The sequence below is a fragment of the Microcystis sp. M169S2 genome (assembly GCF_020245865.1).
GTDB classification, from domain to species: domain Bacteria; phylum Cyanobacteriota; class Cyanobacteriia; order Cyanobacteriales; family Microcystaceae; genus Microcystis; species Microcystis ichthyoblabe_A.
Genome location: NZ_JADBUB010000102.1, coordinates 22412 through 36283, shown reverse-complemented (window position 1 = coordinate 36283; position 13872 = coordinate 22412). Strand labels below are relative to the sequence as shown.

Here is a 13872-nt window from a genome sequence, read left to right as displayed (position 1 = left end):
ACATTTTTTAACCAGAAAATGCCGACCAACGAGCGCTCGTTTGCTTGACAAAATCCTGTAAAAATGCTAGGCGTTGATTTTGTTCCCAGACCTGTTTAACTTTATTCTGCAAACTCGTCCAATTCCAATCATTATTCAGTTGCTCGTTAATTTCCTGTTCTTGGAAATATTCAACTAAACTTAAACCAGCTAAACGAGTTAGATAGGCTGCCCCAATTCCCTGCACTGTACCACCGGCAATATAAGTAATCGCATTTCCCTTGAGAATCGTTCCCAATGCCTGGGTTGTCACCTCTACCATGCCCAATTGTACCATCATTTTCCCCAGGGTAGTCATGGCTGTTTTTGCTTGTTCAAGAGACATTTTTTGTTGATAAATTGCCCCTAAATCCACTAACATTTGAGCGTTAGTGGCTGCCGCTAAAACTAAATCTAGGGCCGCAAGAGGATTAGCAAAAGTGGCAGTAGCGGCTATCCATTGGTATTGTTCGATAACAGGTAAAGCCTTTTTGCGTCGGGATTGATTAAGTAATTGTTTGGTTTCCTTGACTAATTCGAGCGCTTGTCTCCAGATAGTTCCCAGAACTAATTCGGACTTTTCTTGTTCGATAATTTGTCGGAGATAATTATCTAGATTATCAATAACAATAGCTTGGGGTTCCGTCCATTCCTTGATTTCTCCATTGCTTTGATGTTGACGAACTTTTAGGGGTTCAGGGGCAGCGGCTATGGCTAAAATATGATGAGAGGGAATAGTTTCTTTCAGTCTTTGTTTCAGGGAAAGGAGTATTTCTTCTCTGGTTTCGGCGGGTAAACGATCCTGTTTATTCAGTAACAGGATAACACGCTGGTGCATTTGATCGAATTGCTGGAGAATTTGCCATTCGGAATCGTTTAAATCCCCATTGATCAGATACAAAACTAAGTCGGCTGCCAGAGCTTTTTTCTGGTTAGCGGTGGAGTCGAAAGTTAGAAGCGGTTCCGTTTCCAGAAAAGCGATAGATTCCCCAAAGTTGCCGTTTTCTAGTAGTTTTTTTAGGGCAGTTTTACCAGTTTTTCTAGCACCAGTAATGGCAATTTTCAGGTCTTGGCGACTAAATTCTTGATTTAATTGGGTTAAACTGATTTTGAGTGAGGTTAAGTCTTGATTGGGGTCTTCTTTGGCCAGATAATTAATTATCTTCTCGGCTTTGCTAATCGCTTGTTTAACCTTTTCTAGACTCAGGGGAGTGGGATGGGAAAAATCGATTTTCGTGTTGGGTTTTTGCCAAAACCAGATACCAGCACCAAGAGCAATCACACCGAAAATACCCCATGAACCGATTTCGCTCAGTGTACTATTGAGAGTTTCCCCCAGGGTGAAAGCGATGGTAATGCCTATCCCCGTCACTAAAATCGGTTTACCCAATCTTACCGTCATTTTTCCTCATCCTCGCCAACTGCTGTGATTATTCTAGCTTTTTTGTGCTGGATTTCATCCCAAACTCAACTTTTTAGCCGACAATTCCTCGCAGGTGTCCCGGCCGCTCTTGCCTAAAAGGCCCTAGATATGTCATAATGATCGATTGCGTGTAAATTTACCCGATCCCCTGTTGTTATGGCTAGTAAAAAAGGCGTTCGCCTAATCATCACTGTAGAATGCACGGAATGCCGCAGTAATCCCGATAAGCGTACCCCCGGCGTTTCTCGCTACACCACCAGCAAAAACCGTCGCAATACCACCGGCAGACTGGAAATCAAGAAATACTGTCCCCACTGCAATAAGCACACCGTCCACAAGGAAATTAAGTAAGCACACTTTAGTTAAAAAGTCAAGCAATCTTTACAAATCTATGAGCTACTATCGTAAACGTCTCTCCCCCATCTCCCCCAGTCAACCGATTGACTACAAAGATACCGAACTCCTCCGCAAATTCATTACCGAACGCGGCAAACTTCTACCTAGACGCATCACCGGTTTAACTTCTAAACAACAGCGAGATTTAACCGAAGCGGTAAAACGGGCCCGTTTAATGGCTTTATTGCCTTTTGTCAACCAAGAAGCCTAAATTCAGTGATCAGTAATCAGTAATCAGTGAACAGTGATCGCTGAAAATAACACATATAAGTAATAGGACAAAATTAACTTCTTGGTGAGGATAGGCACTCATGGAAGAAGTAATTGGATATGTGTAATTAATTGTATCTAGCTACTTAACTTAAAACTTAAACCTGATAACTGATAACTGATAACTGGTCACTGATAACTGATAACTGATAACTGATAAGCGATCTCAGTATATTGGGGTTGCTTTCTCGTTTTTGCAAAGAAATATATCGAAATGGGCAGCCGATAGGAAAATTCGTGCGAGAATCTAAAGAAATTGTTAAATCGCCCTAGGAGTAGCCAACGATTTTGTGATTATCGATCCAAATCCACCAATTAGCACAAGGGGAGGCTCTTATGGAAAAGCAGCCATCAGAAATCGAGATCGAGCTAGATGCACAGCTAAAAGAGGAGGATTCCGAGCAGTTTCTGCGTAGTATATTTAATTCCGTGCAAGCGTCGATTTTTGTGGTGGACGTGCTGGAAAATAGAGATTTTCGCTATGTGGGAGCAAACCCCGTTCATGAACGCTGGACAGGATTGCGTTCATCGGATATTAAAGGCAAAACTCCCGAACAAATCCTTCCCCCTGATGATGCGCGTAGTGTGCGGCAACATTATAGTGACTGTGTGCGTTACGGAACGACTATTTCCTACGAACAGTATTTACCTTTTCAAAATATACCCTACTGGTGGCTAACGACTTTAACACCCCTACGGGATAACAATGGAAGCATCTATCGTTTGGTGGGAACCAGTACCAATATCACCGAACGCAAACAGGCCGAAGAAGCTTTAAGATTACAAGCAGAACGAGAACAACTACTGGGGGTAATGCAGGAAAGAATCCGGCAATCGTTGGATCTTGATCGCATTTTGCAAAGAACCGTTAAAGAAGTGCGACAATTTCTCAACTGCGATCGAGTGTTAATTTATCGTTTATTCCCCGATCGTAGTGGCATGATTGTGGTGGAATCCCATACTGCGAGGATTAATTCTGTCTTAGGAAACAGGATCCTGGATCCCTGTTTTAATTTATCCCCAGAACGTCTGGAAAATTATCGTCGCGGCAGGATTCAAGTTATTGAAAATGTCCATAATTCTGGACTTGATCCCTGTTATCGCAGCTTACTCACCTCTTTGCAAGTACAGGCTAACCTGGTGGTGCCAATTATCTGCGATAACCAACTTTGGGGGTTACTAATTGCCCAAAACTGCCAAAAAACTCGTCCTTGGCAATCCCAAGAAATCGATCTGCTCAAACAATTAGCCATTCAAGTGGGAATTGCCATTCAACAAGCGGAACTGCACCAACGGGTAAAATGCTTGAATACTGCCTTAGAATCGGAGGTTCAGCAAAGAACCGCCGAATTGCAGATGACTTTGAAGTATGAAGCATTAATCGGACGGATTACCGAAAAAATTCGCGATAGTCTCGATGAAAATCATATTCTGCAAACTACCACTAGGGAATTAGTGCAGGTTTTACCCGTAGAAAGGGCCCAAATTGAGCTTTATGATTCCAGTCGCAGTCAAGCCACCATTGTCCACGAATATACCACTCAAGAGCTTATCTGTCAGGGAATTACCCGTCAAATTAGCGATTTTCCCGAAATCTATCAACCGCTGCTGCACAAACAAATTTTACAATTTGTTGATCGTCTTCCCCTTGGTAATCCGCAAATTGGTCGTGTTAACCGTTGCGCTTGTGCTATCTTTGACGATCAGGGCTTTTTGGGCAATCTTTGGCTAATTCGACCTGCTAATCAGATTTTTAACTCTTTAGAAACTAATTTGATTCAACATATTGCCACCGAATGTGCGATCGCTATTCGCCAGGCGCGACTTTACGAATCTTCCCAAGCACAAGTGAGGGAATTAGAGAAACTGGAAAGATTAAAAAGCGAATTCCTGAAAACCCTTTCCCATGAACTGCGAACCCCGATTACCAGCATTCGTCTAGCGGTGGAAACCCTAGAAAGTCTCCTAGAAGATCAAGGGATCGAGATCGATCCAGAGAATTCGATCGGTCAACTGTTGCAAATTCTTAACATTGAATCTCAACGTCAGAGTAAGTTAGTTAATGATCTGTTGACTTTAACCTATCTGGATGCGGAAAGCGAACCCCCGGCGATCGAAACAATCGACTTACTTTCTTGGCTACCCTTATTAGTGGAACCTTTTCGCACTCTCACCCGCGAGCGACAACAGCAGTTAATTTTAGATATAGATGGGGATATACCGGAGATTAACACCAGTCTGTGTCATATCGAGCGCATCATAGCGGAATTACTGACCAATGCTTCCAAATATACCCCAGAACAAGGAATAATTCGGGTAAATGTGAGGCGTGCGGACGAGCAAATATTAATTAGTGTGAGCAATTCAGGGGTAGAAATCGTCCCAGAGGAATTATCAAAAATATTCGCCCCTTTTTATCGCATTCCTAACCACGATCCCTGGCGCTACAGTGGTACTGGTTTAGGTTTAGCTTTGGTCGGCAAACTGATTAAACCCCTGAATGCTACCATCGATGTCACCAGTGCCAACGCTGTCACCACTTTTACCCTCACCCTGCCAATCTAGTCGAGCAGAAAACTTTTTAGAAAAAAACCTTGCAATTATTTCGAGGGCGTGCTATATTGATAAAGGACTGAAAAAAGCCGAGATAGCTCAGTTGGTAGAGCAGAGGACTGAAAATCCTCGTGTCCGCGGTTCAAATCCGCGTCTTGGCATCGGAAAAACAATAAAATTTGCCCTGTATTTACTTTCTAGTCTGCTAGGTTTTGTAAATGCAAGAATAGGCGGTGAGAATGCGTCTTATAGCGGTGTGCAGTCGTATGAGGTACAGTTTCACGAGCTATAAACCATGCTAGGCAAAGCTTGGTTTGTATCTCACTCAAGCGCTTACCGCTATAGCTTATAAGTAATGATATGGGCTGCCTATCTTCCCTCGGATTTGGCTCTTCAGTTCACAGTAACGCACAGAAAACGGGTTTCTCGGAGAAACCCGTTTTCTAACTACTCATGCAAAACTGAAAAGTCTCCCGAACCAGCAATTACTTTTTGATTTTGGGCTTGACGTAAGCGGTCACGGATTAAGATAATCTAACAAGTATGTACGACAATGAAATCCTAGACTCTAGCAACTCCTTAAATAATCCTCTCGATGGGAGCGATCCGGATCAAGCAGCGGAAATCCCCCCCGATCCCGAGGAAATGCTTTCATTGCTTACTTCTGCTCATGTCAGCGAGAGGATGATCGCGGCCCGCGCCTTTTGTGAATTGCGTGACGAAAGAGCGATCGCACCTTTACTAGAGATGTTAAACGATGTCTGTCCCCTAGTGCGTGTCAGTGTCGCCTATGCTTTGGGACGAAATCCCAGTCTTAGCGCCGTGGAGCCTTTAATCGATTTACTGGCCAGAGATTGGAATGGTTACGTCAGAAAAGGGGTAGTTTGGGCCCTGGGTAACTGTGGCGATCGCAGGGCGATCGAGCCTTTGGTTCATGCTCTCAAAACCGATATTTCGGCGGTGCGATTATGGGCTGCCAGTAGTTTGGCTCAGATTGCCAAGGTCAATTATGAAGATATCATCACCGTGTTGCCGCCTTTAATTGAAGGATTGCGCCGAGATTTAATCGCAGCGGTGCGGAGTAATTGCGCTTGGTCAATCGGTCAATTATGCCGAGAATTGCCCTTCAATGTGATTTATGCCACGGCGATCGATGCTTTGATCGAGGCCTTGGTGGAAGATGAGGATTTAGGTGTCAAGGAAGATGCTAGGGGTGCTTTATTAAAAGTGGGCGACCCGAGAGGATTACAATTGATCGAGGAATTAGAGCTTGAAGGAATTATCTAAACCGCTAATTTTGGGCGTTACAGGGGCATCAGGGCTGATTTATGCTGTCCGTACTCTCAAATATCTACTTTTAGCCGACTACACGATCGATCTAGTGGCCTCCAGATCAGCTTACACTGTCTGGCAAGCGGAAGATAATATTCGGATGCCGCCAGAACCGGAGCTGCAGGAACAATTTTGGCGCAGTCAATGCGGGGTGATGGAAGGGGGAAAATTACGCTGTCATCGTTGGGGGGATGTGGGGGCAACGATCGCCAGTGGTTCCTATCGCACCCTTGGTATGGTAATTATTCCCTGTAGCATGAGTACAGTGGCTAAATTAGCGGGGGGGTTAAGTTCCGATTTGCTAGAAAGAGCGGCGGATGTGCAGATTAAGGAGGGCAGAAAATTGGTTTTAGTGCCGCGAGAAACCCCTTTTAGTTTAATTCATCTGCGTAATTTAACCACTTTAGCCGAGGCGGGCGTTAGAATCGTGCCAGCAATACCGGCATGGTATCATCATCCCCAATCGATCGAGGATTTGGTCGATTTTGTCATCGCTCGTACTCTCGATCAGTTAGATATCGATTGTGTGACAATTAATCGCTGGCAAGGACATTAACAGTTATCAGTTATCAGTTATCAGATGTAAGTTTTAAGTTAATTAGTTAGTTAGTTATCTTTATCTTTATACCTGTTTACTGTTTACTGATCACTGTTTACTGATCACTGAGTCAAGGGAGGTAAAAATGGGCTGGATTATGGTCTTATTTGCGATCGCTGTAGGCGGATTACTGATCTGGCAGAATCTGGGGGTGATCACTTTGGTCTTTTTTGGTGGTATTATGACGGTAAAACTGCCCCTAGCTGTCTGGGTGTTACTTTTCACCCTAGCGGGAATTATCAGTGGTTTAACCCTGCAATTTCTCTATAGTTTTGGTCGTCCTTTGGCTGCCCCAAAAGCCTCCCCTCGTATAGCGAATAATCCTACAGTACCACCGCCATCTCCCCGACCTACCTATATTCAAGATACTGCTCCGTCTGCACCCCTTCGACGTAGCTCAGGGCAAGCGAGTAACGATTGGGAAAGAGATAGCGGTGATGATTGGAATTTTGATACACCCCCCCTTCGACGTAGCTCAGGGCAAGCCGAAAAACCGACGATCATTCAGGAGCGGGAAGAATTCCCGCCTAGGCTGGCAGATCAGGAAAGAGTTGATTTTGTCAAGCCACCAAGTGACAGTTCTCAAACCGGCTCGGTTTATTCCTATAGTTACCGCACAGCCAAACAGACTCGCGGGGAAAAAGCAGATCAAGTGTACGATGTCAATTATCGGATTATTACGCCCCCCGCCGAGGATCAAAACGGAGAACGGGAAGTAAACAAAGGGGATGAAGAGGAGTGGATTTAACTTTGACAGAGACAGAACCGGTGCTGATCAGCTAAAATTTGCTAAAAAGGCGGTAAAAAAAGCCTAAAAAACTTAATAATGCCCAAAACAGCTAATTGGGGCTTGCTCAATAAATCTAAAAACCTTGTTGGGTAAGACTTTTAGACTTTTTGGAAACCAAAAAGTACCAGATCTGGGAGTGATCGGGTGGAAAATTCAGGTACTTTTTCCCTGAAAATTAGGTAATTGACCAAATGAAAATCGCTAAAACCCTACACCCTACACCCCACACCCCACACCCCATACCCTACCCCCACCGAAAAACTTTTTGCCGCAAACCCTGATTATGTCCCTCGTTGGCTCTCTGGTTAGTTAAAGAAAAATCTAGGCTAATCCGATAATACCTGCTGGCAAATCCTGCTGGGGGGGGTTTATCTGTTAAAATTTCTTGTCGTCGTGAAGTGAAGCGGGAAGAGTATGCGAATTCTATTTGTGGGTGCCGAGGCCGCTCCAATTGCCAAAGTTGGGGGAATGGGGGACGTAATTGGGGCATTACCGAAAGTCTTGCGTCAGCTAGGTCATGATGTGCGGATTTTTCTACCCTACTACGGTTTTCTTCAGGAAAAAATGGACATCCCTTCCGAACCCATTTGGTCAGGATTCGCCATGTTTCAGGATTTTTCAGTCTATGAAACGGTTTTACCCGATACAGATATTCCTCTCTACCTCTTTGGTCATCTAGCTTTCTCTGGACGCAGTATCTACGGAGGCGAAGATGAGGCCTGGCGATTTACCCTATTTGCCAATGGTGCGGCGGAATTCGCCTGGAATTACTGGAAACCGCAAGTTATTCACTGTCATGATTGGCATACGGGCATGATTCCCGTCTGGATGCACCAAGACCCCGATATTAGCACCGTTTTTACTATCCATAATCTCGCCTACCAGGGTCCTTGGCGGGAGGCATTAGAAAAAATGACTTGGTGTCCTTGGTATATGCAGGGCGATAATACCATGGCCGCGGCGGTTCAATTTGCCAATCGCGTCACGACTGTCTCTCCCACCTATGCCCGTCAAATACAGACCCCCATTTATGGCGAAAATTTAGAGGGATTATTGTCCTATATTTCCGGCAATCTGGTGGGGATTGTCAACGGCATCGATACGGAGGTGTATAACCCGGCTAAAGATGTTTATCTTAAGCAGAATTTTACCCCAGAAACCATCGAAAAACGTCTGGCTAATAAAATTGCCCTGCAAGAAGAAGTGGGGCTACAGGTCAGCAGAAATGCCTTTGTCATGGGGATGGTGACGCGTTTGGTGGAACAAAAAGGTATTGATCTAGTGATGCAAATTTTAGATCGCTTTCTCACCTATACTGATGCACAATTGATTATTTTAGGTACAGGAGATCGCTATTATGAAACCCAACTATGGGAGATGACTTCCCGTTTCCGGGGGCGAATGTCCCTGCATCTTCTCTATAGCGATGCCCTTTCCCGTCGCATCTATGGGGGGGCCGATGCTTTGTTAATGCCTTCCCGTTTTGAACCCTGCGGCATTTCCCAATTAATGGCCATGCGTTACGGTTGTATTCCCATGGTACGCCGCACCGGTGGTTTAGTCGATACGGTATCTTTCCACGACCCAATTCAGGAAAAAGGAACAGGATTTAGTTTCGATCGCTATGAACCTTTAGACCTGTTTACCTGTATGATCCGGACTTGGGAAAGTTTCCGTTATAAACAGGATTGGCAAAAACTACAACAACGGGCAATGACTCAAGATTTCAGTTGGTATAAATCCGCTTTGGAATATCTCAAAATCTACAAACAAATCACCGGACAATCCGATCAATTATCCGATGAGGAAAAAGATAAATTTGTCGCCCTGACTAGCAGTTAAATCCTGATTAAGTAGGGGTGAAGATATATCACCCCTACTGGCTAGAAATTAATCGGTAACGGCGTTGAGAAGAACTTCCGCTAGGGTCATATCTTCCATATCATCGATAGTAATTGTGTCAACGATATCAAATTTAGCCCCCGCCGATTCTAGCTGATCGTCTAAAGCTTTAAGAAATTCGGTTGCTTGTCGATCATGGCCTACTTGAATCAGAGAAATGGCTAATTCTTCATCCCTATCGAGTTTTCGAGAAGCTTCGATAATTTGACGCATCACCGCTTTGCGATCATCTGGTTCTCCGTCGGTAATCACCAGAATAGTTTCTCCGTTGGGTTTAGTTTTGCCAGCAGTTTTGCGCTGAAAATAATTATTGAGGGCATCTTGGAGAACAGCGGCTAGGTCTGTCCTCCCCATGGGTTCATTTTCTTGATAAATTTGTGTCACCTTATCGGAAGTAACATTATCATAGCGTCGGAAACGTCCAGAAAAAAGATAGATAGTGATGCCGTCGGGATCGAATTCCTCGCACTTTCTAGCCAAGGCGAGGGTGGATTCTTGGGCAATTTGCCAACGGGTTTTCTCGCTGGGTTTATCAGCAGTGGACATACTGCCACTTTTGTCAATAATCAGAGTATAATCTCTGTTTTCTACCATAGGGGCTATACCTCCAAGCAATTTGCGCTCGTCCTAGTCTAATAATTATTAAACTCTAGGATGGAAACTCTACCTCGATCGACTAGGGTTTTTTAACTATTGGTGGAGGAGACAGCGTAATCAACAGCAGAAACTATCGCCAGAAAACCAGTCGGGCTAAAATGAAAAAAGTATGAAAATTATTTCCTTAGCCGATGAGTGATAGCAAATCGATCGCCTCAACCGAGAAAAAGCCAGATCATCCACCTTCTTGGAGTTTTTGGACGGTGTTTAGTTCCACCTTCCTAACCATATTTTTTGCTGAAATCGGCGATAAAACCCAATTAGCCACCCTTCTCATCAGCGCCGAATCTCAATCCCCCTGGGTGGTTTTTGCCGGGGCAGCCAGCGCTTTAATCGCTACCAGTCTCCTCGGTGTCCTGATCGGTTATTGGATTGCGCGTCGTCTTTCCCCGAAAACCTTAGATATCGGTGTCGCTATCCTTCTCCTTTTGATCACTGGTTTACTCATCGGCGATATTCTCTAATCAATCAGTGATCAAGAGTCAGGAGTCAGGAGATAGGAGACAGGAGACAGGAGATTATTTCTATTTATTCTTCCGACACCCCACACCCCACACCCCACACCCCACACCCCACTTCCCCACTTCCCCACTTCCCCACCTCCCCATCACCCATCTCCCTAGAATTTATGAATTGGCAATTATTCGGACTGACATTTATCACGGTTTTTTTGGCAGAAATAGGCGATAAAAGTCAATTAGTAGCGATCGCTCTCGGTGGCAGTTCCAAATCACCTAAAGCTGTCTTTTTTGGCTCAATTACCGCCTTAATCTGCACCAGTTTCTTAGGAGTCCTTGCGGGCGGCAGTATGGCGCAGTTATTCCCCGCTAAGATATTAAAAGCGATAGCGGCCATTGGTTTTGCGCTGCTTGCTGTCCGGCTGCTTTGGCCAGATTCAGATTGATAATTGGGTTTGCGGCAAAAAGCTTTTCGGTGGGGGCAGGGTGTGGGGTGTGGGGTGTGGGGTGTGGGGTGTAGGGTGTGGGGTGTAGGGTGTAGGGTGTGGGGTGTGGGGTGTGGGGTGTGGGGTGTGGGGTGTGGGGTGTGGGGTGTGGGGTGTCGGAAGAATAAATAGAAATAATCTCCTATCTCCTGACTCCTGTCTCCCGACTCCTGCCTCCTGTCTCCCGGCTCCTGATAGCTAAAAAACTGAGGCAAATTCCAGAAAAATAATTAATTTTTCCTGAAAAAGTAGCTAAAACTACAAAAAATATCCAAAAAGTAGCGGAAATCACAAAAAATCTGCTAACCTAGCCGTAATATCACACAGATATTTGTAGAAGGATTCCCGAAAATCTCCTCAGCAAAAACATCCGTGTGAAGTAGCTAATATTGTCAGCGAGGTTAGTTCAAGATCATCATGTCAAATTTAGGACGACGTAAATTTCTCCTGTACGGTTCTGCCGCTCTGGGAACCAGTATTCTGTTAAAAGCTTGCGGTGGCAATCAAAGCCAAACCCCCACGGCTAGTCCTAGCCCAGCTGCTAGTCCCGCCCCGGCTTCTGGAGAGACAATTAAGGTGGGTATTCTGCACTCCCTCAGTGGCACCATGGCCATCAGTGAAACCAGCGTAGTTGATGCGGAAAAACTGGCGATCGAGGAAATCAATGCCGCCGGTGGTGTTCTTGGTAAACAGATCGAGGCAGTGGTGGAAGATGGCGCTTCCGATTGGCCAACTTTTGCCGAAAAAGCCACCAAACTGATCGATCAGGACAAAGTTGCGACTGTCTTCGGTTGTTGGACTTCCGCCAGTCGTAAGGCGGTTTTACCCGTGTTTGAAGCCAAAAACCATATGCTCTGGTATCCCGTCCAGTACGAGGGTCAAGAGTGTTCTAGAAATATCTTCTACACTGGTGCTGCCCCCAACCAACAGATCGAGCCGGCAGTGACTTGGTTGCTGGAAAATAAAGGGAAAAAATTCTTCCTCGTCGGTTCCGACTACGTTTTTCCCCGCACCGCCAACACGATTATTAAAGAGCAGTTAAAGGCGAAAGGCGGCGAAACCGTAGGCGAAGACTATCTACCCCTAGGTAACACGGAAGTTACCCCGATTATTACCAAAATTAAGCAAGCTTTACCCGATGGCGGCGTTATTTTCAACACCCTCAACGGTGACAGTAACGTGGCTTTCTTTAAACAACTGCAAGCGGCCGGTTTAACTCCCGATAAATATCCGGTCATGTCGGTGAGTGTTGCCGAGGAAGAAGTTAAACAGATTGGTAAGGAATATCTCCTCGGTCAGTACGCTTGTTGGAACTATTTCCAAACCGTAGATACCCCCGCTAACAAGAAATTTGTTGCGGCTTTTCGAGCTAAATATGGTGAGGATCGCGTGACCAATGACCCCATGGAAGCGGCCTACATCATGGTCTATCTCTGGAAGCAAGCGGTAGAACAAGCGGCAACCGCCGATGATCTCGACAAAGTTCGCGCCGCAGCCGTAGGACAAAAATTCGATGCTCCCGAAGGACCGGTGGAAATGTTCCCCAATCATCATATCTCCAAAACCGTCCGCATTGGTCAGGTGAGAGATGATGGTCTATTTGACATCGTTTGGTCAACTCCGGGAGTGGTGGATCCGCAACCTTGGAACCAATTTGTCCCCGAAACTAAGGGCTTTGCCTGTGACTGGACGGATCCGGCCAAGGGCGGTAAATTCAAAATGGAAAAATCCTAGTTTTAGGAATTTTTCCAAACAATAACGAGGGTGAGGTGGGCATTACTGTTCACCCCACTTTTTAAACCTTAAAAATGCACGGGAATAACGAAAAGTGTCAGCATTATTAGAAGGATTATTTAATGGTATTAGTATCGGTTCTGTGCTATTGCTGGCCGCTTTAGGACTAGCGATTGTCTTTGGACTGATGGGGGTGATTAATCTCGCTCACGGTGAGTTAATGATGTTAGGGGCTTATACTACTTTTGTGGTGCAGAATATCTTTAAAGGTTTCGGTTCTCCCCTCTTTGATACTTATGTTTTATTCGCCCTACCGATCGCTTTTTTAGTGTCGGGATTGGCGGGATTATTATTAGAAAGGGGGGTGATTAGGTTCCTCTACGGCAGACCCCTAGAAACGCTGCTGGCCACTTGGGGAGTCAGCTTAATTCTGCAGCAATTTGTCAGAAGTGTCAACGGCTTATTAGTAATTAGTTTAATAGTTTTCTGTCTGTTATTTTTTGGGGCGATGACGGTTTTAAGTCGTCGCCTAGATTGGGAGAGAATTCGCAATTTAACTATTGGTATCACCCTGCCTTTATCCCTAGCTATCGCTGGATTATTAGGCTATCTTTTATCTTTTAATCCGGTTCTCGCTAGACCCTGGTTTAGTGCCAGAAACGTCGATGTCACGGCTCCTGCTTGGTTACGGGGAGGTTTACCTTTACCCGGTTTTCAAATGCCCTACACCCGTCTATTTATTATCATTTTAACTGCCCTTTGTTTGTTAGGGACTTATTGGTTTTTAAATAAATCTTCTTGGGGTTTACGCATTCGTGCCGTCACCCAAAATCGCCAGATGAGTGCCTGTTTAGGCATTCCGACAAATCAAGTGGATGCTTTGACTTTTGCCCTCGGTTCGGGATTAGCTGGAGTTGCCGGTTGTGCGATTAGTTTTTTGGGTTCCGTCGGTCCAAACGTGGGACAAAATTATATCGTTGATACCTTCATGGTAGTGGTGGTGGGGGGAGTGGGTAATCTCCTGGGAACTATTATCGCGGCTATGGCGATCGGTGTGGCTAATTATTTAATTGGTTCGGGAACTTTTGCCCTGATTTTTGGTTCCGTAGAAGCACTAAAACCCTTAACAGATTTCTTCACCTTTTTCTCCACCACTAGCATGGCAAAAGTGATGATTTTTGCTTTAATTATTGCTTTCTTGCAATTCAAACCTGCGGGAATTTTTCCTCCTAAAGGACGTACTGCCGAGTTATAGA

The 13872-nt window shown here is 45.0% G+C and carries 14 protein-coding genes and 1 tRNA gene; 13 read left to right on the top strand and 2 right to left on the bottom strand.

Features of this window, described 5'->3' with window-relative positions; all coding sequences use genetic code 11:
- Positions 1 to 7 precede the first annotated feature (7 nt).
- Positions 8 to 1420 (bottom strand): slr1306 family protein, encoded by a 1413-nt coding sequence (locus IM485_RS10395; RefSeq protein WP_287742914.1) that lies wholly within the window; start codon positions 1418 to 1420, stop codon positions 8 to 10.
- 177 nt (positions 1421 to 1597) lie between these two features.
- On the opposite strand from IM485_RS10395, the gene rpmG reads away from it, so the two are divergent.
- From rpmG to glgA, 8 genes are all read left to right on the top strand, one after another.
- On the top strand, positions 1598 to 1792 hold the full coding sequence (gene rpmG, locus IM485_RS10390; protein WP_002734724.1) for a 50S ribosomal protein L33: 195 nt from the start codon (positions 1598 to 1600) through the stop codon (positions 1790 to 1792).
- Between the two features lie 40 nt (positions 1793 to 1832).
- Positions 1833 to 2048, top strand: coding sequence for a 30S ribosomal protein S18 (gene rpsR / locus IM485_RS10385; protein WP_002732313.1), 216 nt, complete (start codon positions 1833 to 1835; stop codon positions 2046 to 2048).
- A 395-nt stretch (positions 2049 to 2443) separates the two neighbouring features.
- Entirely contained in the window at positions 2444 to 4672 is a 2229-nt protein-coding gene (locus IM485_RS10380; protein ID WP_287742912.1) for a sensor histidine kinase, read from the top strand.
- A 76-nt stretch (positions 4673 to 4748) separates the two neighbouring features.
- Positions 4749 to 4821 (top strand) — tRNA-Phe (locus IM485_RS10375).
- Positions 4822 to 5203: 382 nt separating this feature from the next.
- Complete coding sequence (locus tag IM485_RS10370; protein WP_104398396.1) at positions 5204 to 5947, top strand: HEAT repeat domain-containing protein; 744 nt, start codon at positions 5204 to 5206, stop codon at positions 5945 to 5947.
- The gene (locus IM485_RS10365; protein ID WP_002734602.1) at positions 5931 to 6548 is read left to right on the top strand and encodes a flavin prenyltransferase UbiX; all 618 of its coding nucleotides are present in this window, start codon (positions 5931 to 5933) and stop codon (positions 6546 to 6548) included. Before IM485_RS10370 ends, IM485_RS10365 begins: the two co-directional genes overlap by 17 nt.
- Before the next feature lie 127 nt (positions 6549 to 6675).
- Entirely contained in the window at positions 6676 to 7338 is a 663-nt protein-coding gene (locus IM485_RS10360; RefSeq protein ID WP_287742910.1) for a LapA family protein, read from the top strand.
- Between the two features lie 456 nt (positions 7339 to 7794).
- Positions 7795 to 9222 carry a glycogen synthase GlgA gene (glgA, locus tag IM485_RS10355; RefSeq protein ID WP_002732907.1) on the top strand — a complete coding sequence of 476 codons (1428 nt, stop codon included), beginning with the start codon at positions 7795 to 7797 and terminating at the stop codon, positions 9220 to 9222.
- Positions 9223 to 9270: 48 nt separating this feature from the next.
- Here glgA and IM485_RS10350 read toward each other — a convergent pair whose 3' ends face one another.
- Positions 9271 to 9876 (bottom strand): vWA domain-containing protein, encoded by a 606-nt coding sequence (locus IM485_RS10350; protein WP_002733700.1) that lies wholly within the window; start codon positions 9874 to 9876, stop codon positions 9271 to 9273.
- Between the two features lie 194 nt (positions 9877 to 10070).
- Between IM485_RS10350 and IM485_RS10345 the strand changes: the two genes are divergently transcribed.
- The 5 genes from IM485_RS10345 (at position 10071) to urtB (ending at position 13871) form a co-directional block, all read left to right on the top strand.
- Positions 10071 to 10403, top strand: a complete 333-nt coding sequence (locus IM485_RS10345; protein WP_002741725.1) for a TMEM165/GDT1 family protein — start codon at positions 10071 to 10073, stop codon at positions 10401 to 10403.
- Positions 10404 to 10410: 7 nt separating this feature from the next.
- On the top strand, positions 10411 to 10629 hold the full coding sequence (locus IM485_RS10340; RefSeq protein WP_080602244.1) for a hypothetical protein: 219 nt from the start codon (positions 10411 to 10413) through the stop codon (positions 10627 to 10629).
- The gene (locus IM485_RS10335) at positions 10568 to 10843 is read left to right on the top strand and encodes a TMEM165/GDT1 family protein (RefSeq protein ID WP_002732425.1); all 276 of its coding nucleotides are present in this window, start codon (positions 10568 to 10570) and stop codon (positions 10841 to 10843) included. The genes IM485_RS10340 and IM485_RS10335 overlap by 62 nt, the downstream gene beginning before the upstream one ends.
- 456 nt (positions 10844 to 11299) lie before the next feature.
- The gene (urtA, locus tag IM485_RS10330) at positions 11300 to 12616 is read left to right on the top strand and encodes an urea ABC transporter substrate-binding protein (protein WP_069474430.1); all 1317 of its coding nucleotides are present in this window, start codon (positions 11300 to 11302) and stop codon (positions 12614 to 12616) included.
- A 94-nt stretch (positions 12617 to 12710) separates the two neighbouring features.
- Positions 12711 to 13871 (top strand): urea ABC transporter permease subunit UrtB, encoded by a 1161-nt coding sequence (gene urtB / locus IM485_RS10325; protein ID WP_106908143.1) that lies wholly within the window; start codon positions 12711 to 12713, stop codon positions 13869 to 13871.
- The last annotated feature ends 1 nt before the right edge of the window (position 13872 follow it).